The following is a 22,663-nucleotide window of genomic DNA, read 5'->3' as shown; positions in this document are numbered from 1 at the left end:
ATGGACCAGGGCACAGTAGGTACAATTTTTACGTTGGTAGTTTTTGTTTGCTTTATTGGAGTAGTGTTGTGGGCGTTTAGTAGTCGTAATAAAAAGAAATACGATGAAGCCGCTAACCTACCCTTTGCAGATGAAGAACAAGATAAGATAAAAAAAGATAATCGGGAGTCGTGAGCTCATGACCATGTTTTGGACAATCTGGATTTCAGTTATCACGCTGGGTTCCATTATTGGTTGCTATTTTATACTGCGCTGGTGCTTAAGAAATAATGCTGGGGTACCAGAAGGCGAATCGATGGGCCACGAGTTTGATGGCATTGAAGAGTTGAATAACCCTTTGCCTAAATGGTGGACCTATTTGTTCTACATTTGCATAGTCTGGAGTTTCTTTTATCTAGCCTTGTTTCCGGGCCTTGGTGAGTTTGGTAATTTGCTGGGTTGGAAAAGCTCAAACCAAAATATCCAGTCTTTAGAAGAATCTCGTCAAATGAGCCAGGAAGCGAAGGCAACCGGCGCGTTGGTCAAATACGATCGTGAAATGAAATTTGCGGAAGAAAAATATAGCCCTATTTTCGAAGCATATGCGAAGATCCCGGTGGAAGAACTGGCAAAAGACCCAGACGCACTGAAAGTTGGCCAGCGTCTGTTTGCGCAAAATTGTTCACAGTGTCATGGTAGCGATGCGCGCGGACAAAACGGAGGTTTTCCAAACCTGACCGACGATGATTGGTTATACGGTGGCACAGGTGAAAAAATCAAAGAAACCCTTCTGAATGGCCGTAAGGCGGCGATGCCTGCGTGGATTGACGCAATGGGTGAGCAAGGTATCAAAGAAACGGTAGCTTACGTGTTGAGCTTGAGTGGCCGTGATACCGATCTGACGCTTAGAAAGGCGGGTAAAGCGCGTTTTGCAGCGTGTGCTGCATGCCATGGTCAGGATGGGAAGGGTAACCAATTACTTGGTGCCCCCGATCTCACTGATAATATCTGGTTATATGGTGGCAGTGAACGCGCAGTTACAGAGACGCTAACGCATGGTAGAAATGGTGTTATGCCAGCGTTTAAAGATACGCTAGGCGAACACAAGATCCATGTAGTAGCAAGTTACGTCTACAGTCTGTCAAATTAGTCTTTGCGGATTAAAAAAAGCCTCGTTACGGGGCTTTTTTTATATACAATATTGTTGTCAGTCAACCTGGATAGTTAACATGCATTCCCCTTGGTACAAACAGTTCTGGCCTTGGTTCCTCATTGCTATTCCACTTGCTTCATTCGCAATGGGATTTTTGATCCTCCATCTGGCCTCAAATACCACTGATAGCCTTGTCGTTGATGATTACTACAAAGAAGGAAAAGTAATCAATGCGCGCCTGGATAAAATAGAAGAAGCTCGTAGGCAAAATATTAGCACCCACCTCTCTATTCGAGATGGGGCTGTTGCGGTCGCTTTTACTTCAGGTATGCCGAAGGATGGACAGGCTTTAAAATTAAGTTTTTATCACGTTACGTTAGAAGAAAAAGACGTCTCGCTACTGTTGAGTCAGGATGCCAATGGTGTTTATCGGGGATTTACTGAATCTTCCTTGGACGGTAAGTGGAAAATTACTTTAACGCCTATGGATGAAAGTTGGAAGATACAGCAAACCGTGACCTTGCCTTACTCTGGCAAACTGGTCTTTAACCCATAGGGCATCATGTCAACGACCTGTTTTCATTGTGGTCAGGCAAATCCTGCTGAGACCCCTTTCACGGTGACGCTTTTGGGAGAAAGGCGTGAACTGTGTTGTCCTGGGTGCGAAGCTGTAGCCACTGCAATCAAAGAAAATGGTCTTGAAGATTATTATCAATTTCGGACGGAAAAAGCGGCCAAAGGTGATGCGTCAATACTAGCCTCTCTGGATGCGTTAAGCGTGTATGACGATCCGGCGTTACAGGAAGATTTTGTTTACCAAACGGATGATATTAAACAGATTCAATTAACCATTGAAGGTATTACCTGCGCGGCCTGCGGTTGGCTTATCGAAAAGCAACTTTCCAGAGTATCAGGTATACAGCAAGTTGCGGTGAATGTTGGCGAGCGTCGCGCGTTGGTGAGCTGGCAGGCGTCAAATATCACGCTGAGTCTAATACTAAAGACGCTGCAAAAAATCGGCTACAAAGCCCTTCCGTTCGAGCCGGACGAGCACGAAAAATCGTTTAAAGCTGAAAATAACCGTTTCCTGAAACGGCTGGGTTTAGCCGGGCTTATGACGATGCAAGTCATGATGTTAATGGCTGCACTTTATTTTGACTGGTTCGGCAATATTGACCAGGACACCAAACAGTATTTTTATTGGGTGTCATTGGTCCTTACTACCCCAGTGGTATTTTATTCAGGTAGTGTGTTTTATATTGGCGCACTCAAAGCTTTATCGGCGCGCAGCGTCAACATGGATGTACCTATTTCTATCGCCGTGTTAGCCACATTCTTCGCTGGCGTCAAATCCACGGTTTTGGCGCAGGGTGAAGCCTATTTTGAATCCATCTGCATGTTCATTTTTCTGTTGTTGTTAAGCCGCTATTTAGAGCATAGCAGCCGTCACCGAGCGGCGACGATCTCCGCCAACTTACAACAATTTGTGCCTGTAACCGCCAATATTCTTGATGAGACCAATACTCCAATCCGCGGTCTGGCGAAGTCACTTCGGCCTGGACAACACGTTTTAGTTAAGGCCGGTGAGACGATTCCCGTGGACGGTATCATAATCGAAGGAGCTGCAGATATTGACGAATCCATGCTTACAGGAGAATTTGAACCGGTTAATAAGCAGGTGGGTGACACCGCATACGGTGGAACGATAAATCGTGTGGGGAACGTCATAATAAAGGTTGAAAAGACGCTAAAAGAAGCATTAGTCAATCAGATAATTCGCATTCAAACTACAGCGATGGCGGGTAAACCCAAAGCCGCCCAGATGGCAGATATATTCTCACAATATTTTGTTGTCGCGGTATTGTTAATCGCGTTGAGCAGTTACCTGTATTGGACTATACAGGGTAGTGAACAGGCCTTCTGGATAGCTATTGCGGTATTAGTTGCCACATGTCCGTGTGCATTGGGACTCGCTACCCCTTCGGCCCTCACCTGCGCTATGGCTAAACTGAACAAAAACGGAATTTTGCTTAAACGCGCAGAAGCATTAGAACAGGTGAATTCAATCGACCTGATAGCGCTTGATAAAACAGGTACGCTAACCGAAGGTAAATTTATTTTACATCACACTTGGATAACCGAAGACGTGAGTCTGGAACAAGCGTGCCGGGTGGCGGCAACGTTAGAGTCGCGTTCAGAACATCCCATTGCTAACGCCTTTATTTCAGAGGAGTTGCTTGCCCTTAATAATTTTAAGGTCACGCCAGGCTATGGTGTCAGCGGTGATATTGATGGTAAGCATTACAAAATTGGGTCCGCGACATTTACTTCTGCACATCATTGCGGTTTTCCCAAACAAGCAAATGTCTTTTTACAGCGCAATGACGTATGTATTGCAGCATTTGAAGTAACTGACAAGCTTAAAAGCGACGTTGCGGAAACACTTAGACTACTTGATCAGCGCCTTATAATTTTAAGTGGCGATCAACTTAAGCAAGTACAGCATGTGGCCCGCGAAGTGGGTATAACTGAATATTACGGTGGTCATACTCCAGAGCAGAAATACCAGCTGGTACAATCGTTCCAGCAGCAAGGGCATAAGGTAATGATGTTAGGCGACGGTATAAATGATACCCCAGTGCTGGCAAGTTCCCATGTCTCAGTGGCAGTGGGTAATGCCACTGATGTCGCAAAATCCACCGCTGACGTAATTTTATTAAAAGACAAAATTAATCTTTTGCCCCAACTATTTCGGGTCTCCAGACAGACCAGGAAGATCATACGTCAGAATATCATGTGGGCAGTGGGCTATAATCTGTGTATCTTACCCTTTGCAGTAAGTGGTTTACTAAGCCCCTGGATGGCCGTGATTGGCATGTCATTAAGCAGTATAATCGTCGTCACCAATTCTACTAGAATTTTAAAATAGCCTGGATACATGAGTATTATTTACGTTCTAATTCCGCTAGCTGTAATTATCATCGCCCTTGCGATTGCTGTGTTTTTTTGGGCGGTGAAATCAAAGCAGTTTGAAGACCTGGATCGCCAAGGTTACAACATATTGTTCGATGATGACTTGTCTGCTGAAGAGAAAAAGTTAGCCGACGAAAGAAAAAAGCGAAATGAGTGAGCTTAGCCTGACTTCTGCTTTTCTCATAGGGTTGGCTGGTGGCGTCCATTGTTTAGGTATGTGTGGGGGTATTGTAGGGGCTTTTAAAATGTTGACCCCTGCCTCAGGTAATATGGCCTGGTATTCGTTATCCTATAATATCGGACGTATTTCCAGTTACACCTTGGCGGGGATAATCGCAGGTGCAATGAGCAGTCTTTCAATAGCCGTACTGCCCGTATCTAAACAGATTCTTTTTATTCTCAGTGCATGTATGTTAATTGCTATGGCGTGTTATCTGGGGCAGTGGTGGAATGGTCTGCTGGCTATAGAAAAAGTCGGTAGCAGGATATGGAAGGTTGTTCAGCCCTGGTCAAAGCGATTTTTACCCTTTAAGACGCCATTACATGCCCTGCCCTACGGTTTTATCTGGGGCTGGCTGCCCTGTGGTCTGGTATACTCAACTCTTACCTGGGCTCTCGCGTCTGGATCTGCCGTTACCGGGGGAGCTATTATGTTGTTTTTCGGATTAGGCACCTTACCCACTATGTTCGCTGCTGCAATCGGAATAGATTGGTTAATGAAAGCTTTCAGGCACCCGCTACTCAAACAAATTATTGCAGTTAGTCTGGCGACCTTTGGAGTATTTCAGCTCTTCCACGCGAGCCAACAATTCTGATCATATTTCCGGTGAGCTATTGGAGCTTAACCGGGATTTAGTATAATACACACCAAATTTATATAAGGTCCGCCGTTGATATGTCTACAGTAGTTGCAACTCATTCAGCAGCATCACAAAGCAAAGCAAAATACAGCTTTAACAAGCTGCAAAAACGTCTACGCAGAAACGTAGGAAAAGCCATTGACCAATTCGCTATGATAGAAGATGGCGATAGAGTCATGGTTTGTCTTTCGGGCGGTAAGGATAGCTACACGCTATTAGATATTTTACTTTATATGCAACGGATTGCCCCAATCAAATTTAGCATAGTCGCCGTAAATCTGGATCAAAAACAGCCGGGGTTCCCCGAACACGTTTTACCTGATTACCTTGCATCGTTAGGAGTGGAATATAAAATCGTCGAAGAAGACACGTATTCTATTGTCAAAGAAAAGATCCCTGAAGGCAAAACCACCTGTTCGCTATGCTCTCGGTTACGACGCGGAATTTTGTACCGCACTGCTACTGAACTTGGCGCCACCAAAATTGCGTTAGGTCATCACCGGGACGATATGCTGGAAACGTTATTTTTGAATATGTTTCACGGCGGCAAGTTAAAAGCTATGCCGCCAAAACTAGTTACCGACGATGGCAAGCATATTGTTATAAGACCTCTAGCCTTATGTTCCGAAAAAGATATTGAGCGTTACGCGCGCGCTGCAGAATTCCCCATAATTCCGTGTAATTTGTGTGGCTCGCAAGACAACCTGCAACGACAAAATATAAAACAGATGTTACAAGATTGGGATAGACGCTTTCCTGGTCGTATAGAGTCGATGTTCAGGGCCATGCAAAATGTTACCCCTTCTCATTTGGTAGACGGCACTCTGTATGACTTTAAGGGGATCACTACGTCAGAGGGCCCTGTTGCAGATGGTGATATTGGGTTTGATACGCCCAAATTGCCTGCCATGGACGTACCGGATGAAGACAGTATTGTACAGATTGTGAATTTAACGGAATAAATTATGAAGATTGGCTTAGCGCTAGGTGCGGGTGCAGCGAGGGGTTGGACCCACATCGGTATCATTGAGGCACTGGAAAGAATAGGTGTTCAGATTGATGTGGTGTCTGGGTGTTCCATAGGCGCATATGTTGGTGCAGCCTATACCAGCGGTCGATTACAGGAACTAAAAGAGTGGTCATGCTCGTTAACCGAGTGGCAAGTTCTCTCGCTGATGGGCGTAGGCTGGGGGCGTGGTGGCCTCGCCACTGGTGATAAAGTATTCAGAAAACTGAGTGAAGAGTTTTGTGCCCCAACTTTTGAAGAAATGAAAAAGCCGCTCGCCGTGGTCGCTACTGATTTATATTCGGGACAAGAGGTGGTATTCAAGCGAGGAGATGTAGGAAATTCCATTCAGGCCTCTTGCGCGATTCCTGGTTTATTTAGTCCGGTTGCATTTGGAGATCGATGGTTAGTTGATGGTGCTGTGGTAAACCCTGTTCCAGTTAATTTGTGCCGTCAGATGGGCGCGGATTTTGTCATTGCTATTAACTTAGATTCAGACTTTCGGCCTCAACGATTAAAAAAACAGGTAGAAGAGCACGAAAAGGCACAACGTAAAACAGATACTTTTTTGATGAAAGGCCAAAACGCCGTTCGCCAATGGTTTTCCCCTGATCTTAAGTCTGATAAACAAATACCCCCAAGTATTTTCAGCGTTATCAGCAGTTCTCTTGAGATACTGCAGGCTCGGGTTACCCGCTCGCGACTTGCCGGAGAACCGCCTGATATTCTCATCGAACCACGTTTGAACGATGTGGGACTAATGGAATTTCATCGGGCCGCAGAAATGAGTGAAAAGGGTGAACGCGCTATTGAACGTCTGGCGGAGCAAATCAAGTTTCAATTAATGTTGTCGTGACCCGCTAAGCGTATGTTTAAAGATATTATTGGTCGGAGTTGCCCGATGGCAAAGTCTCCGTGGGGGGAGCGGAGGAACTCCCTCCCCCTTTAAACAAATGAATATTTTTAAATAATAATGGCAGTAACGTCAGCGTAGCGGTAAAAATTCCTAATACTGAATCCAGTGATTGCCCACTCGACACAGCGACTGCTGCCCCAAGAAGGATTAAAATGGTAAAAAGGGGCAATCGAATAAATTGCCAGGTACTGTTATCGATATCGCGGGTCCATTTCTGGAAAACATCATCGGCCTCAGCGTTTTTGATAAATTTTGTAAAACTATGATTTATAATGTGCCATCCGTTACAACGATATATATATCCCCTACGTTGTAAATGAGCAATCACATCATCTTTCTCTGGGTTAATCCTCGCCCCATTCGCCATTTGATAAAGCGCTAATTTTTCTCCTAACGTACAAAGCTCCCACTGCTTTCTATAGAACGCCCCGCAATGTGCTAGAAAATATTCGATAATTTGGTCGGCATTCCAATAGATCTTTTGGTCTGAAGGCATGGCATTAATTTCGTTTTTAAACTTTGTTTTTATTGCGGACAATTCTCGCCAGCCGGTGCTTTCATAATTGAGAATTTCGTCAATATCAGCATGGTCATTTATTTTTGTTTTGGGCTTAGGGAGCCAACCATACTCTTTCTCGAACTGACTAAAAATCTTTGCCCATCCTAATTGTTCATCCAGACACACAGGATCTATTGTATCCACAGAATATTGGCTAATTTTAATTAGACGATACATTGGGGCGATGTCACATACAATGAGAATGTTTAGCCACCTCACATGAGAGATCGTCTTTAAAAATTCTAATATTGATATACGCTGTTCGCGGCTAACTGCAATTTCTTCAAATCCCTCTATCACCAATATCTTCGATTTTTCTAAAGATGTGGAGTTTGTTTTTTTGACTAAATGACTGAGTTCTTCGTTCACTCCACCTAGAGAGGATACAGAGTAGAACTTGTTGTCTAACAATCTATCTGCTTTAAATAATGCATCGTAAAGGCGTTGCCTCGAACAACCGATAAGCTGTTTTCGCAAGCCACCTGACGCAACAGGCGACACCATATCTATCCAGTACTGTTGGTCATATATATGCTTTTTGTTATCCAAAGCTAAGAGGGAAGAATTATTTACGTGTTCCCCCATCATCCGTCTGATTACCAGCTTTGCCAGAAGATACGCAACCAGTACCAGGCAAAACAGAACAGGAAGCAACAGCATCCAGGGATTTTCTTTCATAGCGGAAAGCCAAAATTTATCTGGGCGATAATGAAAGCTGACACTATTGTTCTGCGTTGGCTCCTTAGTATCCGACTGTATTGGGGGGGTATCGTGATTTGCGATCTTACTCAATTCCAAATTGGCAAGAAAATCGAATCGAACGCTAAAATATGCGTCAAGCCTTAGCGCATGGAAAATGTGGTCGATGACCGGATCCGTAAAATCGCTGGCAAAATTAGAATCGTTATCACCCTCATCGAATAAGAAGAAATCGCCTATATCGCTTCCCCCATACTTGGTGCCCTCCTTCCATTGAACTTGTGCATGACTAAAACTTTGCTGGATTCTCTGTGGGCTATTCCAATTAATGCTATGTACCTTGGGAAATGAAACAGAGGAAAATAATGGGGTCAGCAATTGTGTACGTGCTTTTTGAAAGTTATTGACTTCATTTTCCCAATCATATGTTTGCATTTCAGCTTGTCGCTGAAGTAGATAGCTATTTGCACTGTTGCTAACAAAGGTGGCTAAACTCACAGTAGTTACTGCCAATAAACTAAAAATAAACAACACGAAACTTAGCGGATATCTATCTTTAGAAACGTATATGGCAGTATGATTTGCGGGGACAGGGTCAGCCTCCTGCATGGCTATACTTTCGCTACCGTCCTTTGCAGAGCTACTAAAATGAAATTTGTATAAATAACTAATGCCTCCAAGGAATAAAATCAGTGAAAACGAAAAAATATAATAATTAATATTAAATGAAGGTAAACCAGGCTCTTTATTTATGAATGCTAACAATAAAAAGAATATACAAATGGCCCCCACCATATAGATGGGGGTACCTTTGAAACCCGCCGAGTAATAGTTAATTTTAAACGCATGACAAATCATAACTAAAATAGTCAGTAAGACTACCGCCCACAGCGCGAATCTGAATAATATTGACTCAAATACCCCAACTGACGTGATAAGAAAGATACATCCCCCGACATTAAGCCAGCTTAAGTATTTATACTGTTTATCCCTCTGATTTTTATAGTAAAGAATATCAGACCAGAAATGTTGCTTGATTAAATACCGAACTATCAAAAAAATCGGGATGATAACCAGAAAATAAAGAAACGTAGCAATAAAGATGAGTAACAGGTTATTTATATCGGCCTCATATTCGTTATAAAACACCACCAGTGTCCACGGAACTTCTGATAGTTGCTCTACGCCTAGCGGCCCCGCCTGCATGTGAAATTGTTGCCCGCCGTAACTGGCCTTTATAGGTAATGAGCCTACAATTTTTGACGAATTCTCGTTTATTAAACGAAATGACTCAATGCCATCTGATTCCGCATAAAAGTTTTCATTTAACGCCTTTTGATTGTCACTGTGATATAACACATTCCCCGAATGATCAATCACTGCAAAACCAAAATTACGTGGTAAAACGCGTTGATTTAAGGAGGGTAAAAAGGTGTTATATACCATTACATTTCTTTCATTCCATGGTGTTTCAAGGCTATCGAATAAGGGTAGAGAAATTTGCGTTGCCTTTCTCCCATCTTCTAAGTTACGAATACTTTGAATATAAAATAAACTTTTCAGCTGACTTCCAGACGTATCCGTCACCATATTTCCTTTTCTCTCCCAGACATCAAGTTGTATCGCTTTTTGAAAATACTCCCTTCCGCTCAAATCGATTTGATTAAAATTTGCCACGCTTTCTTTTATATATAACCTCGGATACAGAGCATCAATTTTACCTCTACTGTCTAAGACACTTGCTCCTTCTATATAGATTAGATTTTCGTCATCAGAGTCACTATTAATCGTGAGTTCTTCTAGCGCCCTGTAACTAAAAATATTCGTAGGGTTACCCCTACCCATTTTATTTTCACTGAACTGGGGCCAGCCTTTGACCGCGCCCTTGATATAATTCCGTTTAATGCTTTCCCCTCGGTCCAATAATCTTTCTAAATCAGTTTTGAAATCGTTCTGTATTGATTTAAAAATATTCTCAGCTTGCTCTTCCTTGGTATCGACGTAGTAACTGTAGAAAAATTGATCAGCCACACCAATTCCGAGGATTCCACCAATGGCAAGAAGTCCAACGCACACCTGACTGACGTCATCTTTTGTAAATGCGTAACGCGGATTAACAAAACGAATTTTAATAAGGGGGATCGCGGCAATAGCGACTACGAAGATAATTATTGCCCAGCGTATGGTTGAAGGAGCGAGAGTGTATTTATTGATGTTCAATTCAGTTTGAGGTAGCACCCCTATCAAATATCCCTTGGATGCATTAGAGGCATATTTATTTTCAAATGCATCATCTAAGGAAACTTGCTGAACAAACACCTTATAGTTTCTTGACTGAAGATTGACATCATATGTTGTGCTGGAGAAAGTAAAATCTCGCATACTTTCCCTTTGACCAGTATTTTGCGTATCACCATTACTATTTCTCTCGCCCCCGACGCTACCTGCTATGCCAGAATAGGTATTGTGTTTTCCATTGGCATTAGGAATGTGGGTATCTTTAGTCTGTTTTATTGCCTGGAACACTGTATTAAACGAATGCAAATTTATTGCAGCGGAATGATTAAGGTACCGATCATTTTCTTTTTTGGTAATTACGGTTCCATTCAGATCGACAAAATAAACTTGGGGAAATAGTTTTACGCCATTAGCTAAAAGGTTAGAGGTGGGAATTTTGAAACAAAATTCATTAAGCTTATTGAGTTTGTCTGATTTTTCGCCCTGTTCTTTTAAGCTAAATTTAAAATAGGTACTTTTATCAGGGTGAAAATAAATTGAAAACGGCGAGAAATTTTTATTGTATTGTTCACAACCTATTTCTTCTATATTTTTAAATACAGCACTTTTTCGTGCTCGCGTCTTGAAATGAGAGGCTATCTCATCTTTATTACTCTCTTTTTTGGTTACCGGAAACGACAGCGATTTGGTTATCTGATTGGTAAAATTGATGAAGGTATTTTCCAATCCAATCAGCTCTCTGAAATAGAGCCGATTTTGATAAATCTCATTTTGCTGAACGTGAAGAAGGTACACCGCGAAAATTATTCCGGTGGTGACAAATACAATAGAACTAAATAAAAATATTGCGGAAAGCCGTCTCTTAATTGGAGTCATTTAGATGCCCTTCTAATGACTATTTAGGAACTATAGTCGGGCATCCTTAAATCACAATGTTTTCCCACGGATTTAATGTTTACGAATTGCGCCTTGCCCTACGTTGACGTATGGCCTAAGTGCCGAATCAGCACTTTATCTATGATTTTGAAGCTATGGCAGTTATACGCAGTGGAGTATGAGGTAGCGTGAGCCCCTGCCCTTTCTCGATCCACTCTTTATTGAGTTGTAGCATTCCGTTCTGAATATATAGTTCGTCGGTAAGCACATGGTCGAGGGTGGAGTCGGCAAACTGTATGGTCAAGCCCTGCACAGATGGCATCATAAAGGATAAAAAGCTGCCCATCTCGTTAAAGAATGCGGTGTACTGATCCAGTAACATATCCAGATCTGCATGGGTATAGCGTTGCTTTAAATATTCAGGCTTGGTTTCTAACTGCACCGACATGTCACAAACATTCGCTGGCTCTTTTAAGGAGATTTCTACTACCGCGTCGGCTAATTTCAGTGCTTTCTCGGATTGGACAGTAAACCTGTTTTCTGCTGTCACCACTAACGGCATGACTTGTTTAGGCGTCACAATTTTAGCGTCTGTGATGTTACATAACCTGCGCTCACCCACTCTTAAGAAACCAAATGCAAACTGTAACGCATTGGTATCATCTGAATTAAGTTTGCGGATATGACTATAAAATCGACTGTATTCAACCTGTAATGTTTCTGCCAGGGCTGGGAACGACAAACACGTCAACAAACAAAATAAGCCTGCTTTCATTCAGTCATATACTCCTGGTTAAAATTGATCATAGATTGTAATTCCTCCACATAAGCAGCACCGCGCTCCGAATAATTTAGCAAGCCCTCTGCCAGTGCGTAGCCAGTTATTGGCATCTGATTGTTTCGCAAAGTGGCACGGATCTGACGAAGTTCTTTATATGCGTAATGTCGATTAAGGTTCCGCATATAAGTGTAGGTTGCCCGAGACAGGTTGGGAAATTTAGCTACTTCATGCGCTGCCCCATCATTACGTTCTGAAGGTACAAACCCGCACCCCCGTTTGAAACACCAAAGTCCAAAAAAGTTATAACCCTGTTGGGCAAAGCGCGACGTACCCCACGCTGACTCATTGGCTGCCTGTGCCATTACCAAATCTACAGGTAAAATATCGATTTTTAATAACAAGGCATCAAGCTGCTGAGGAAGGGAAAGATCTTTAGTTATCCTGTATTCTTTGGCTAACCAGCTTAACCGCTCACTATCTTTTGCCGCCACTTCGTGACCGCTGCTTACTTGTCTCTTAAGAGTTTGAACGTAATGTCGTAACGTCAGTAAGTATTCATTTTGTTTTTCAATTTCGGGTTTTAGATACTGATAAAATGCGGCCTTACGCTTGTTCACATTTTCAAAGGACGAAAAATCAGGAACAGGTTTTTCCGCTTGTTCAGTCTCAGGAACATCCAGCAAATCGGGCTCTTTGTCAGTAAATAACCATGCATTGAAAACAACAATTACCAATACGCCAATCGCGATAAGGACAATCTTTAGCGTTTCCCATTTATGCATTAAAACTTGCCTCCTGATCGTTATCAATATCAATGCTGGTAGTAGAGGGGGAACCGAATAGGTCGTCGTACAGCAACGCCAGAGTGACATAGTAAAATGGCATAACCAGTATTAACGCAATGCCAAAAGTAAGCAGGCTTGCGAAAAAAAGAACGGTAAATATTCCGTATAGAGCTAAAAAACCGGTCAGGTACTGATTAACCATTTTGCATGACAATATGAGCGCATCTGCAATACGCATTTTCTTGTCGACGATAAGCGGTAGAGTAAACGTACTCGCAATAAATACATAAAGACCCGGCAAGATAAGAAGTGCCAGGCCAACCTGTACTAAGGTTGAAATAACTAATTGCGCTAAGCCCAGTACCAATCCTAATGAAAAGTAGCTGACGATCTGAGAAGGCTGAGCAGCTTGCCGACGAACACAACGAATGCAAATCATCCACAACCCTGCAATTAACGGCGTAAGTACGAAAATACCCACTATATCCAGTACAGATTGTTGCATTGCGGAAAGGTTTTGTACGGCCTCGATACCAATAATATTGAGCAAGATGAACACCAGTGAAGCGATAACAGCGATGAGCACTAAGCAAGATCTGAATACCGTAGAGAAACGCTCTTTGCATAATGAAGAGGCACGTTTGATAAGGCCCGTTAAATCAAATTTGTACTGTCCCGCTAACGATCGGGTGATATGGTCATTATGACCATCTTGTTTATTATCTTGTGGGTTACTTGCTGACACCTGAACCTCTTCACTACATTCAATCGCGCGCAGTATACCTTATCTCATGATGAAAGCGTAAATGTTCCAGCGTGGCGTAATTATATCAGTTATATCCAAACAAGTTTCGCTGCTAAGCCGATCAACAATACTCCCATTATGCGATCCAGCCAGTATCCTTTTGTACCAATCAAATTGGCTACCTTACTGGTACTCAATAAATACGACAAAAAACAAAACCACGCGCCGGTGGCAATCGCTAAATACACACCGTAAAACGTTTTGACAGCAAGCGGAGTGTCCACACTAATTATGGCGGTAAACAACGATAAAAAGAATAATGTGGCTTTGGGATTAAGACCGTTGGTCAAAAATCCCATCCATAAAGCCCTCTTAGCGCTTAACCGAGCACAGGCGTTTTCTCCTGTTTTCGTGTTCTGCATGACCGGACTTTCGCCTCCAGGACCACTACGCAGGGCGCCATACGCCAAATAAAGTAAATAGGCAGCGGCTAAATAACTGATGGTGGCGAATAACCATGGCGTTGTTTGAATGACAACACTCAACCCCACTAACGAATAAGCCACGTGTAACAATATCCCTAAACCGATGCCGATGCTTGTCCACATGGCAACACGACGACCGAACGCCACGCTATTGCGAACCACAATCGCAAAGTCGGGACCTGGGCTGGCCACCGCCACTAAGTGAACCAGGGCGATGGTGATAAATTCATCTAACCATGGCATTAACTACTTATCCTTTAGTGAAGTTAAGAGTGTGTGAACAAACTGGGGAACCACTTGCGATGCCTTCCCATAGATGGACTGGTTAAAATTGGTATGTTGATCACCAGCTTCAAGATTCAATTCGATCGTATCAGCACCCACGTTGTTAGCCAATTCAACCAATCCTGCTGCAGGGTAAACTTGCCCCGAAGTTCCAACGGAAATAAACACATCCGCATGGCTCAATTTTTGATAGATTTCGTCCATATGCATTGGCAATTCACCAAACCAGACGATGTCTGGTCGCATTGCACTCTTAGGCGTACAACATTGACAGAGGGTTTGTGCATCAAAGTCATTCTCCCACGGTATCGCTTTTCCACTGGTTAAACACCTTGCCGAACGTAATGTCCCATGCATATGAAGAACCCGTTGGCTACCTGCACGCTCGTGCAAATCGTCCACATTTTGCGTTATGAGCGTAAAGTTATCGCCCAAGTACCCTTCCAGTTCGGCTAACGCAAGATGGGCCAAATTCGGCTGCACTGTTTGCTGTTTTAATTGTCTTCGACGTAGATTGTAAAACTCGTAGACCAGGTCGGGGTTGGTGGAAAATGCTTCTGGGGTGGCGACATCTTCTATAGGAAAATTTTCCCATAAACCTCCACTGTCACGAAACGTTTTAAGACCTGATTCTGCGGAAATACCAGCGCCAGTGAGAACAACAATATTCGGCAGACTAGTCACCCAGCGTCTCCACTGGACATTCGTCACAGCTTCCCCACTCCGACCAAGATCCATCATACACGCTGACCTGTTTCGCGCCGCATATCAATGCTGCCATGCCAACGATACACGCCGTTACACCAGAGCCACATAGCACAATCATAGGTTGCGTTATATCAATGCCTGCGCGAGAAAATAGCGTGGCAAGTTCGCTGGCAGATTTAAATTTGTTTTGTTCAAGCAAGATAGCGAAAGGCAGGTTTTTCGAGCCTGGAACATGGCCACTTACCACGCCAGCTCTGGGTTCTCTTGCTCGTCCAGCAAACCTGTCTGGGCTCCTAGCATCGATAATTTGAACCGATGAGGATATCGCATCAAGAACCGCTGATTTATCAACAAACCAGCCAGCTTGAGGTTGGGCTTCATACAAACGGTTTCGGCCAGGTGATGCTGGTTCGGCATTTAATGTAAATCCTGCGTTTTTCCAGGCTGGCATTCCGCCATTAAGCACGCTCACTGCTTCGTGGCCGATCGATTTTAACATCCACCATACACGCGGTGCACTGAATATACCGGTATCATCATAAATCACCACAGGTGTAGTAATGGCAATGCCTAGCGAGCCAAGATAGTGACTTAGTTTTTCTACTGTGGGCAATGTGTGCGGCAATGACGATAAGCTATCACTGCCCTGCCCCTCCAAATCAAAATTGCGAGCCTGAGGAAGATAGTCATGATTGTCCTGGTCGCTTTCATGCTGAAAAGGGTGCTTCATCACCGCCCGTAACAATACTACACGGGTGGAATACAGTTCATCGCTTAGCTGCGGGGGTTCAATGAGATAGGGATCCATGACATTACTCAAATGTTATTATGATTCACTTATCATACAATTGGCTTTATACCACTGTATAGAGTCAGGTAGCGTTTAGCTGTTGCGATATATCAAAAATAATAGGTTTAATCCCTGCAATAATAAATTCCACAGCAATAACCATAATAATCAACCCCATTAAACGCATCATTACTTTGATACCTGTATCACCTAAAAGCCTGATCAGCGCACTGGCAAAATATAAAACCCAGTAGGTAATAAATAAAACCAAAAAGACGACGGAAAATAATACTATCTGTCTTTGCAAATCAAACGCATCGTCCATCAATACTATTGCATTGGTTAATGCCCCAGGGCCACAAATCATTGGGATAGCAAGAGGCGTCACCGAAATATCTTCAACGTAACTTTTAACCTCGTCTTTGCCTACTTTCACTCGTGATAATCGAGCTTGTAGCATGTCCATGCCCATGATTAAGAAAATGATGCCCCCCACGATTCGAAAGCTGTCCACTGAAATATGAAAAAATGCAAACAATAACTGCCCGCCCAGCGCGAAGCAGGAAATGGTTATAAATGAAACAACCAAAGCCTTTCTCGCCGTTTTAATGCGTTGTTGAGCCGTCAGTTCAGAGGTGAGGGTCATAAATATCGGCATTACGCCCAAGGGATTAATTAAAGTGAAAAAAGAGGTAAAACACAGTAATGCGTAGGGCAACAACTCTTGCATGACAACGCCTGCCGTCGGATATTCAAAAATTGTCGGAAAGTGTAACAGGTCTGCTAAGTAGCTGAAATATTTATTGTAGTTGAGCGCTCAGATTATCTTTATAGACGACTTCGGGCACTTGCAGGTACAGTCTTGGTGACCAGTTTGTACGTTCCTGCTTAGATGGGAACGCCCCTTTGGGCACCACAATGGGAGGGTGCTGTGGGATAATACTCAAGCCGCCCTGTTTTTTCCGTTGTAACATAAACTTACTCACTTGCACGGAATCAGTGGCGGCATCATCGAGTGCTACGTACACCGCAATCAGATTGCCTTCCTCGGTGACACAAGTCACCTCCGGCGTAACAGATTCGTTATCGTAAAAAGGAAACACGTAAAGTGACTTATAAAGGTAGTGCTTTTCCACATAATCGCTATCAACAAACTGAATGAGCTCTTCATTAAGTTGATTGACAAGTTTTTCATTTAAAGCACTTTTCTCATGATAGGTGGCCGTACTAAACCTGTTTATGAAGTTGATTGCTTCGACGGATGAGGCATTCATTGGGCACGAATACTTATCTTTGACACTTGATTCTAAGTTAACGACTGCAGGCAAAGGCTGGGGCGTAATTACGGATTTTATCTCATCAGTTGAAGTCGCAGGAACATTGTTGTCGGGAATGGCCCACTCTTTAAACTCAGTGAGTGAACAGGAACATACCAACAATGCTGTCAATAGTACAAAAAACCTCATTTACATTCCTTCGACATAAAGCACATGTTTTTATTCGAATATCCGGTATAACGTTACGCTAACCTGAATTTTTGTCAATATCGAGAAGGGGTTTGGGGTATAGGAGAGTATAAGTAAATGGTGCCCGGGGCCGGACTTTAACTCGTTCTTTATATTACTGAAATATCGACTAGTGACAATACAGAAAACATTGAAATGTTACTTCTAGTGTTACAAAAAACTTTATTGTAAGTTTGTATAGATGAAAATAATAATCACTTCACTTGTTGAGAATACTTAATAAGAAGAAATTTCAAGTTAGCAATTAGTCTTGATAGCTTTTGAGTAGTATTAACATCTACCTTCTTATTATCACTTTCAAATTCCCCCCCCAAAGCTACATCATATAGAGTACCGATATTAACTAAAAGATTGTCCTTATCTCTTTTTTCATTATTTTTAGACAATAGCTCGCAGAAAGTATCAACACTCTTCCTGAGGACGACAAACTCAGACTTTATACGAATTTCCTGTAATTTCATATCGTTAGAATTCTCATCTTTCCTTCTTTTATCCAGAATTCTCTCAGTCATCCAATATTCTGTCACCAACCCTTCAAAATTTTCTAAAAGCTTTAGGGCAATGCTAGCATAATGGGGTTTCTTATTGTGACGATTGACCCTGCTGAAATAAATATTATTGGATGTAAAAACTGCTACCGCCGCAATAATCGCACCAATGATGCCAGCTGTTATTTCTAAACCATACGAGCCATCAGGTATTGTACTGACACCGTTTATCAAATTTGGGTTACTTGAAATATAGGCTTTTCTTAACTCAATAGCAGCGTCCCGTATTTCATTTAGGCTCTGAATCAATCGTTCATCCGCGGAATAACTTTCCGCTACGACTTGAGATTCCTTATTGGAAGTTGACATCGTTTTTGGTTCGTCAACAATTTGCTCATTCAGCGAACGATGATTTTGAATATTATGCTTTAAAGCAGGTAAACTCTTGACAACTTCCTTATCTCCAACAGAAGCATCATTTTCGACCACATCAATTACTTCCATCACAGCTTATCCCTTGCAGAACTCCTCAACGAACGTTTTATCAATCAGTTCTTTATATCTTCCTTCGGCAATAGCTTCGTCTTTTGTTGAAACATATTTTTGTGAATTATATAAAGCTTCGTTTATATATTGGTTGATTTTCTTTTCGTAAAACTCGAAGTCAAGATCGTCGTAGTCGATATCAAAAGAATCTTCAACTTGAGCTTTAGTAAAATAGCCGAACTTAATTAGCCCACCAAAAGCTTCAACAAGAAATGATGACCCGTAGCCTTCTACATTTTCATCAATATTTAACTTAAACTTTTTGCCACTAGCAATTATGGGACGAAGAATTTCTTCGCGAAACTCTTCACCACTCCCGTCACCATCTGTGTAAAAACGACCAGAGGGATCGTCTGAAAAATCTTTACCAATGTACAATGTACGCATCTGCCCTTCCGTCACTTAAGACTTACACTCCAAATTATTAGCGTCCCAAATAATGGTCTCTCCATGCTCTCAGCTTTAGAATACTCTTTTCCACCTTTGATCCAGCACTTGTACAACCCATGATAACTGAATATGGACAAATATCCTTCTTTTCGTTCCCTGATGAATTCTAACAAATCTTGTAAACCTTTACCCCTATCATTTTGTTCTGTGCTAGTTCTATCAATTTTTACTGCTGCCTCAAGAAGAGTAGCATGCTTTTCAAACTCTGCTTTTGGGATATTCCACTTTGAAAAGAGGTCTAAAACTTTTTCCCAAATTTGAGATACAGGCAAAGAATTTGGTATACCGACGCCTTGATCGAAAAATGCAATTTTCATTTCTTTAGATTGCTTGTTATACGAACCGGTCAAATACCAAGATTTGTCTTCACAGGAATCATTGGCTGGATAAGCGTGATGAGTTACATTTGTAACGGCTTCTGAGAGACCACTATGGAGAATTGTCCATTTATCTATCTTATCCCCAACAAGTTTCATGATTTCTTTCTTTAATAGTTTCTTTTTTTCTTTCCCTTCTTCTAAATTACCGCATGAACCTTTGACGTACCTCACAAAGTCCAGTTGACTTTGTGAGCCCCCAGAATAACTTATATGTTTTGGTTTATTCTCAAATAAGTCAAAAAATCCAAGCTGCTCAAATTGTATAAAGATATCATCGTTCCATCTTTTAACATTTGGAACCAATTTTTTTCTAAGGGTTGTGTCCCATCTCGAAACTTCAGCTGTCAACACGAGCGCAGCTGATGTTGAAATGTTACAAAGATTGTCAAAATTCACACTAGCAAGTTTAAGCGCCTTTTTAGGTAGATTAGATTTGATATTTTCAAATAATGATGCAAGTTTTCTTATAGCAGTTAAACACTGGACAGTGCCGTCATAATCTTTAGAAAAGTTCATATTTGGGGGGAGTTGTAAGACTATTCCGTTTCGTTTAAGTTTCTTACCATTTAGACTATGCGAAATTATTAACCCTTTTTTACACTCATCTTGGACCCATTCGTTTATAGCAAGCCAATCAAATGAGCTGGTCTCTTTTTTTATAATGCCGGTATTGAACTCGCGTACTTTCGAGGTTTTGTTATACCTCTCTCTTAAAGTTCTTCTTACATCTCTTAAACGCTTTACTTCTGATTTTTTCTTCATTTTTATTCTTATTATATATTTTCCAGTGGCAGACTACGGACGTTCTACACTCTCCATCACTAACTGATTGCCATGGTAGTTGTATTTTCACCACATCATTTATAATGTTTTTATTTAGAAAAGCAAGGCTTACACATATAGCCAGAATCGCAATGTCTGATTGGTTTAAAAATAGGTAATGCTAATACTCAATTCTGAAGTAGCGGGGCGTATAAAAGTTGATCCCGAGGCACTAGTACTGATTACCTCCAAATTCCCCCCCCTCCTCATGTAAGGTTTTGTCAGGTTGGCATGTTAGAAGTTTTGAATCTATTCATCGTGTATGATTTGGCTTGATAACTAAACAACTATTCTTGAAAATAGATTGATTAACGGCCAGCCCTAGCTTTGCTGACTACCTTTGAGGTACAGGGCTCTAAAAAGTACCTACTTTTGTTAAGTTTTGCTAAGTGAAGAGTAGATCTACCACGGGGACTAAATGGCTGCCCCCAAAAGTTTGTTTAAATGAATATAAATAATGCAATAATTTGATTTAACTAAATTTACAAACTATAAAAATCATAAAAAAATACTTCAAAAAGGAATTTGATATGAATCGGACTATAATCCCACTTATCATTCTTCTAAGTGCTTGTTCAGCAAATCGCGCGATACCACAAGCTAGTTACGTTGAACTAATTAATGAAGTACCAGATAAATCACGTTGTAGATACCTTGGGGAGATAGTTGGCTCTCAGGGAAACTGGTTTACAGGTGATTTTACTTCAAATGAAAATTTAATAATTGGAGCAAGAAACGAACTACGGAATAAGGCCTATCAATTAGGAGGCAATGTTGTCCATGTGCAAAATATGAGTAATACCAATGCTTGGGGCTCATTAGGAACGACAAACACAACAGTTGTTGGTAAAGCCTATCGTTGTAGGTGACATTCATCCATAAGGATTAAAAACGCTTATCACCCTTATATTAATCCTATCTAATATTGATGTGTTCTCGACCTGGGCTAACCTTTTAATAGCTAGACGCATGTCTTTTAGGGCATACCGAGAAGGTTAATCGATAATCGATGTTGTCACTGATATAACGTCTGAAAAACGCACAATTTGTACTCTGCAATGCAATGTCCCCGTAAGGATAGAGCGCAAAGGACTTTGTGCCATCGCTAGTAGTTAGCTCCTTTTAACCTGTCCCAGAAATCATTTTAGAAGCTCTTCTTTCAAGGTATTAGACTTTTCCGCATATTCTGCTTCAGTTAAAATTCCTTTTTCAAATAACTCTTTATATGAAAGCAATTCTTTTGCAATCTGCCACTTCCTTCTTTTAGAAAAAAGCTCCGGCGTAACAACTTTTATCCCCCAATACATCGCGAGAAAAAATAGCATTGCTGGCCCAATCCCCTCATTGAAGAGATTCAATAGACCTAAACCGAAAACTATCACACTTGCCGCCATCTCTATTTTTGATACTTTCACTTTATACCTACAATTTATTCTTATTCTCATAAGTGGGTAGCACAACAATGAACTTTATATTATCTAAAATAGTCGTGATAAAGCAATAGTTTATTCATCTATACTCACGTGGTTTTAGAGCTTTTAGCGAAATACTAAAAAACTCATCTTACAAAGAATTTGCTATACCAATACCCCTTTTTTCCCGAAATATCCCTTAATGTGTGTCTACTCCTAACCATCCTTACCCTAATCTCAACCTACCATTGATGTAATCTTGACCTTGTTCACCGCTGTACATTGCAATGTTAGTGTCGTGCTGGCTATATGGTTAAAAGGCATGAGGAAATTAACGTTGTTGTTGACTATGACTTGAAAACGCACGCACACTGTATAAGCTGCGCTGATAATTACCCGTATCGATATTGAGCAAAAGAACCTAAATTTCACAACCTCGCCCTTTTATCGCCCTTGCCCTAATCTTGCCCTTATCAGATAACTTCAGATTGAGTCGCAACGAGTAAAGAGATCACCGTTTTGAGTGTAACTACAACGTCATCATGAGGAATAGTAAACTTCTCATTGTTTATATCTTGCAGCGCAATCAGGTTCGTCAAAAGCACTTCTGACTGTTCGACTTTGCTATTTTCCATGCTTACCCCTTATACCAATCATATACTAAATTTCACCTTAAATGATAAAGCACTAAACCAGTTCTTTTTAGCTGAATAAGAGTACTGTTTTTTAGCTCAGAGCTTCCCCTTATCGTAATGCTTATGGGCATATTAGTTAACTTGCGCTTCACCTATCTCCTTATAGGTAATTACAAAATTGCAGTTACTGGAATGGTTTGAGGGAAGTGTCAGGAGTATCCAACTCACACCTTTCTACTAGCCAAATTTCGCTACATTTTTCTGACAAAATTGTTTTTTCTTTGTTGAATAAAATCCAACTGTATTAACATACAGCAATGAAGCAAAAGAAACTTAAAATATTCAAAGACGGTAACCACGTTCAAACCGTCACCTACCAAAAAGACCTATACTGGAAAGCCACACACTTTATCCCGGATAAGCAGCTACCGTTCTATATGTATGAGCCACTTGAGACGCAAAAGCTGAAGCTGCAAAAGGGTGGCTATATGAATCAAACCGGGTTTGTCGGAGGCTAATTATCTTGAGAGAATTAGCCAATGAACAAGAGAGTAACGTATTCCCCA

General features: G+C 41.6%; 24 protein-coding genes. 10 read left to right on the top strand and 14 right to left on the bottom strand.

Translation table 11 applies throughout. From position 1 onward, the window contains the following. The 8 genes from OPS25_RS07830 to rssA all read left to right on the top strand — a co-directional run bounded on the left by OPS25_RS07830 (window position 1) and on the right by rssA (window position 6,827). Window positions 1-174 (top strand): cbb3-type cytochrome oxidase subunit 3, encoded by a 174-nt coding sequence (locus OPS25_RS07830; RefSeq protein WP_169211595.1) that lies wholly within the window; start codon window positions 1-3, stop codon window positions 172-174. Window positions 175-178: 4 nt separating this feature from the next. Next, window positions 179-1,129, top strand: a complete 951-nt coding sequence (ccoP, locus tag OPS25_RS07825) for a cytochrome-c oxidase, cbb3-type subunit III (RefSeq protein ID WP_265617121.1) — start codon at window positions 179-181, stop codon at window positions 1,127-1,129. A gap of 79 nt (window positions 1,130-1,208) precedes the next feature. Further along, window positions 1,209-1,688, top strand: a complete 480-nt coding sequence (locus OPS25_RS07820) for a FixH family protein (RefSeq protein ID WP_265617120.1) — start codon at window positions 1,209-1,211, stop codon at window positions 1,686-1,688. 6 nt (window positions 1,689-1,694) lie between these two features. Beyond that, a complete protein-coding gene (locus tag OPS25_RS07815) occupies window positions 1,695-4,061 on the top strand; it encodes a heavy metal translocating P-type ATPase (protein WP_265617119.1) in 2,367 nt (788 codons plus the stop codon). Between the two features lie 9 nt (window positions 4,062-4,070). Beyond that, on the top strand, window positions 4,071-4,262 hold the full coding sequence (gene ccoS, locus OPS25_RS07810) for a cbb3-type cytochrome oxidase assembly protein CcoS (RefSeq protein WP_265617118.1): 192 nt from the start codon (window positions 4,071-4,073) through the stop codon (window positions 4,260-4,262). Further along, window positions 4,255-4,920: a sulfite exporter TauE/SafE family protein gene (locus tag OPS25_RS07805; protein WP_265617117.1), complete on the top strand. Its 666-nt coding sequence runs from the start codon at window positions 4,255-4,257 to the stop codon at window positions 4,918-4,920. Before ccoS ends, OPS25_RS07805 begins: the two co-directional genes overlap by 8 nt. Window positions 4,921-5,000: 80 nt before the next feature. Further along, window positions 5,001-5,927 (top strand): tRNA 2-thiocytidine(32) synthetase TtcA, encoded by a 927-nt coding sequence (gene ttcA, locus OPS25_RS07800; protein ID WP_265617116.1) that lies wholly within the window; start codon window positions 5,001-5,003, stop codon window positions 5,925-5,927. 3 nt (window positions 5,928-5,930) lie between these two features. Beyond that, window positions 5,931-6,827: a patatin-like phospholipase RssA gene (gene rssA, locus OPS25_RS07795; protein WP_265617115.1), complete on the top strand. Its 897-nt coding sequence runs from the start codon at window positions 5,931-5,933 to the stop codon at window positions 6,825-6,827. A gap of 25 nt (window positions 6,828-6,852) precedes the next feature. Here rssA and OPS25_RS07790 read toward each other — a convergent pair whose 3' ends face one another. From OPS25_RS07790 to OPS25_RS07735, 12 genes are all read right to left on the bottom strand, one after another. Next, complete coding sequence (locus tag OPS25_RS07790) at window positions 6,853-11,259, bottom strand: hypothetical protein (RefSeq protein WP_265617114.1); 4,407 nt, start codon at window positions 11,257-11,259, stop codon at window positions 6,853-6,855. Between the two features lie 139 nt (window positions 11,260-11,398). Continuing rightward, window positions 11,399-12,034, bottom strand: coding sequence for a DUF2987 domain-containing protein (locus OPS25_RS07785; RefSeq protein ID WP_265617113.1), 636 nt, complete (start codon window positions 12,032-12,034; stop codon window positions 11,399-11,401). After that, window positions 12,031-12,822, bottom strand: coding sequence for a glucosaminidase domain-containing protein (locus OPS25_RS07780; RefSeq protein WP_265617112.1), 792 nt, complete (start codon window positions 12,820-12,822; stop codon window positions 12,031-12,033). The genes OPS25_RS07785 and OPS25_RS07780 overlap by 4 nt, the downstream gene beginning before the upstream one ends. After that, window positions 12,815-13,570 (bottom strand): hypothetical protein, encoded by a 756-nt coding sequence (locus tag OPS25_RS07775; protein WP_265617111.1) that lies wholly within the window; start codon window positions 13,568-13,570, stop codon window positions 12,815-12,817. The genes OPS25_RS07780 and OPS25_RS07775 overlap by 8 nt, the downstream gene beginning before the upstream one ends. Before the next feature lie 89 nt (window positions 13,571-13,659). Then, window positions 13,660-14,298 (bottom strand): LysE family translocator, encoded by a 639-nt coding sequence (locus tag OPS25_RS07770; RefSeq protein WP_265617110.1) that lies wholly within the window; start codon window positions 14,296-14,298, stop codon window positions 13,660-13,662. A gap of 3 nt (window positions 14,299-14,301) precedes the next feature. Beyond that, the gene (gene cobB / locus OPS25_RS07765; RefSeq protein WP_265617109.1) at window positions 14,302-15,024 is read right to left on the bottom strand and encodes a Sir2 family NAD+-dependent deacetylase; all 723 of its coding nucleotides are present in this window, start codon (window positions 15,022-15,024) and stop codon (window positions 14,302-14,304) included. Next, a complete protein-coding gene (locus OPS25_RS07760) occupies window positions 15,017-15,856 on the bottom strand; it encodes a sulfurtransferase (RefSeq protein ID WP_265617108.1) in 840 nt (279 codons plus the stop codon). Before OPS25_RS07760 ends, cobB begins: the two co-directional genes overlap by 8 nt. A gap of 64 nt (window positions 15,857-15,920) precedes the next feature. Continuing rightward, window positions 15,921-16,568 carry a MarC family protein gene (locus OPS25_RS07755; protein WP_265617107.1) on the bottom strand — a complete coding sequence of 216 codons (648 nt, stop codon included), beginning with the start codon at window positions 16,566-16,568 and terminating at the stop codon, window positions 15,921-15,923. A 70-nt stretch (window positions 16,569-16,638) separates the two neighbouring features. Then, entirely contained in the window at window positions 16,639-17,304 is a 666-nt protein-coding gene (locus tag OPS25_RS07750) for a hypothetical protein (protein ID WP_265617106.1), read from the bottom strand. A 254-nt stretch (window positions 17,305-17,558) separates the two neighbouring features. After that, on the bottom strand, window positions 17,559-18,356 hold the full coding sequence (locus OPS25_RS07745; protein WP_265617105.1) for a hypothetical protein: 798 nt from the start codon (window positions 18,354-18,356) through the stop codon (window positions 17,559-17,561). A 6-nt stretch (window positions 18,357-18,362) separates the two neighbouring features. After that, window positions 18,363-18,785 (bottom strand): STAS-like domain-containing protein, encoded by a 423-nt coding sequence (locus OPS25_RS07740; RefSeq protein ID WP_265617104.1) that lies wholly within the window; start codon window positions 18,783-18,785, stop codon window positions 18,363-18,365. Between the two features lie 11 nt (window positions 18,786-18,796). Then, window positions 18,797-19,990, bottom strand: coding sequence for a hypothetical protein (locus OPS25_RS07735; protein WP_265617103.1), 1,194 nt, complete (start codon window positions 19,988-19,990; stop codon window positions 18,797-18,799). Between the two features lie 590 nt (window positions 19,991-20,580). Here OPS25_RS07735 and OPS25_RS07730 point away from each other — a divergent pair. Continuing rightward, window positions 20,581-20,919: a DUF4156 domain-containing protein gene (locus OPS25_RS07730; RefSeq protein WP_265617102.1), complete on the top strand. Its 339-nt coding sequence runs from the start codon at window positions 20,581-20,583 to the stop codon at window positions 20,917-20,919. Window positions 20,920-21,189: 270 nt separating this feature from the next. Here OPS25_RS07730 and OPS25_RS07725 read toward each other — a convergent pair whose 3' ends face one another. Together OPS25_RS07725 and OPS25_RS07720 are read right to left on the bottom strand one after the other, a co-directional pair. Beyond that, window positions 21,190-21,465: a hypothetical protein gene (locus tag OPS25_RS07725; RefSeq protein ID WP_265617101.1), complete on the bottom strand. Its 276-nt coding sequence runs from the start codon at window positions 21,463-21,465 to the stop codon at window positions 21,190-21,192. A gap of 470 nt (window positions 21,466-21,935) precedes the next feature. After that, window positions 21,936-22,097 carry a hypothetical protein gene (locus OPS25_RS07720; protein ID WP_265617100.1) on the bottom strand — a complete coding sequence of 54 codons (162 nt, stop codon included), beginning with the start codon at window positions 22,095-22,097 and terminating at the stop codon, window positions 21,936-21,938. A 317-nt stretch (window positions 22,098-22,414) separates the two neighbouring features. On the opposite strand from OPS25_RS07720, the gene OPS25_RS07715 reads away from it, so the two are divergent. Then, window positions 22,415-22,615, top strand: a complete 201-nt coding sequence (locus tag OPS25_RS07715; protein ID WP_265617099.1) for a hypothetical protein — start codon at window positions 22,415-22,417, stop codon at window positions 22,613-22,615. Window positions 22,616-22,663 lie beyond the last annotated feature (48 nt).

The sequence above is a fragment of the Alteromonas aquimaris genome, from assembly GCF_026183695.1.
Classification (GTDB): domain Bacteria; phylum Pseudomonadota; class Gammaproteobacteria; order Enterobacterales; family Alteromonadaceae; genus Alteromonas; species Alteromonas aquimaris.
Note: the sequence above shows the minus strand (reverse complement) of the source record. Positions and strands in the feature narration are given on the sequence as shown.

Excerpts from the sequence above, each read along its gene's own strand:
- ttcA (WP_265617116.1), top strand. The coding sequence starts at position 5,001 with ATGTCTACAGTAGTTGCAACTCATTCAGCAGCATCACAAAGCAAAGCA.
- OPS25_RS07755 (WP_265617107.1), bottom strand. The coding sequence starts at position 16,568 with ATGCAAGAGTTGTTGCCCTACGCATTACTGTGTTTTACCTCTTTTTTC.
- OPS25_RS07820 (WP_265617120.1), top strand. The coding sequence starts at position 1,209 with ATGCATTCCCCTTGGTACAAACAGTTCTGGCCTTGGTTCCTCATTGCT.
- OPS25_RS07780 (WP_265617112.1), bottom strand. The coding sequence starts at position 12,822 with ATGCATAAATGGGAAACGCTAAAGATTGTCCTTATCGCGATTGGCGTA.
- OPS25_RS07805 (WP_265617117.1), top strand. The coding sequence starts at position 4,255 with ATGAGTGAGCTTAGCCTGACTTCTGCTTTTCTCATAGGGTTGGCTGGT.
- OPS25_RS07830 (WP_169211595.1), top strand. The coding sequence starts at position 1 with ATGGACCAGGGCACAGTAGGTACAATTTTTACGTTGGTAGTTTTTGTT.
- OPS25_RS07770 (WP_265617110.1), bottom strand. The coding sequence starts at position 14,298 with ATGCCATGGTTAGATGAATTTATCACCATCGCCCTGGTTCACTTAGTG.
- OPS25_RS07730 (WP_265617102.1), top strand. The coding sequence starts at position 20,581 with ATGAATCGGACTATAATCCCACTTATCATTCTTCTAAGTGCTTGTTCA.
- OPS25_RS07715 (WP_265617099.1), top strand. The coding sequence starts at position 22,415 with ATGAAGCAAAAGAAACTTAAAATATTCAAAGACGGTAACCACGTTCAA.
- OPS25_RS07745 (WP_265617105.1), bottom strand. The coding sequence starts at position 18,356 with ATGGAAGTAATTGATGTGGTCGAAAATGATGCTTCTGTTGGAGATAAG.
- OPS25_RS07720 (WP_265617100.1), bottom strand. The coding sequence starts at position 22,097 with ATGGAAAATAGCAAAGTCGAACAGTCAGAAGTGCTTTTGACGAACCTG.
- OPS25_RS07740 (WP_265617104.1), bottom strand. The coding sequence starts at position 18,785 with ATGCGTACATTGTACATTGGTAAAGATTTTTCAGACGATCCCTCTGGT.
- OPS25_RS07785 (WP_265617113.1), bottom strand. The coding sequence starts at position 12,034 with ATGAAAGCAGGCTTATTTTGTTTGTTGACGTGTTTGTCGTTCCCAGCC.
- OPS25_RS07750 (WP_265617106.1), bottom strand. The coding sequence starts at position 17,304 with ATGAGGTTTTTTGTACTATTGACAGCATTGTTGGTATGTTCCTGTTCA.
- ccoP (WP_265617121.1), top strand. The coding sequence starts at position 179 with ATGACCATGTTTTGGACAATCTGGATTTCAGTTATCACGCTGGGTTCC.
- OPS25_RS07790 (WP_265617114.1), bottom strand. The coding sequence starts at position 11,259 with ATGACTCCAATTAAGAGACGGCTTTCCGCAATATTTTTATTTAGTTCT.
- OPS25_RS07760 (WP_265617108.1), bottom strand. The coding sequence starts at position 15,856 with ATGGATCCCTATCTCATTGAACCCCCGCAGCTAAGCGATGAACTGTAT.
- OPS25_RS07815 (WP_265617119.1), top strand. The coding sequence starts at position 1,695 with ATGTCAACGACCTGTTTTCATTGTGGTCAGGCAAATCCTGCTGAGACC.
- ccoS (WP_265617118.1), top strand. The coding sequence starts at position 4,071 with ATGAGTATTATTTACGTTCTAATTCCGCTAGCTGTAATTATCATCGCC.
- OPS25_RS07735 (WP_265617103.1), bottom strand. The coding sequence starts at position 19,990 with ATGAAGAAAAAATCAGAAGTAAAGCGTTTAAGAGATGTAAGAAGAACT.
- rssA (WP_265617115.1), top strand. The coding sequence starts at position 5,931 with ATGAAGATTGGCTTAGCGCTAGGTGCGGGTGCAGCGAGGGGTTGGACC.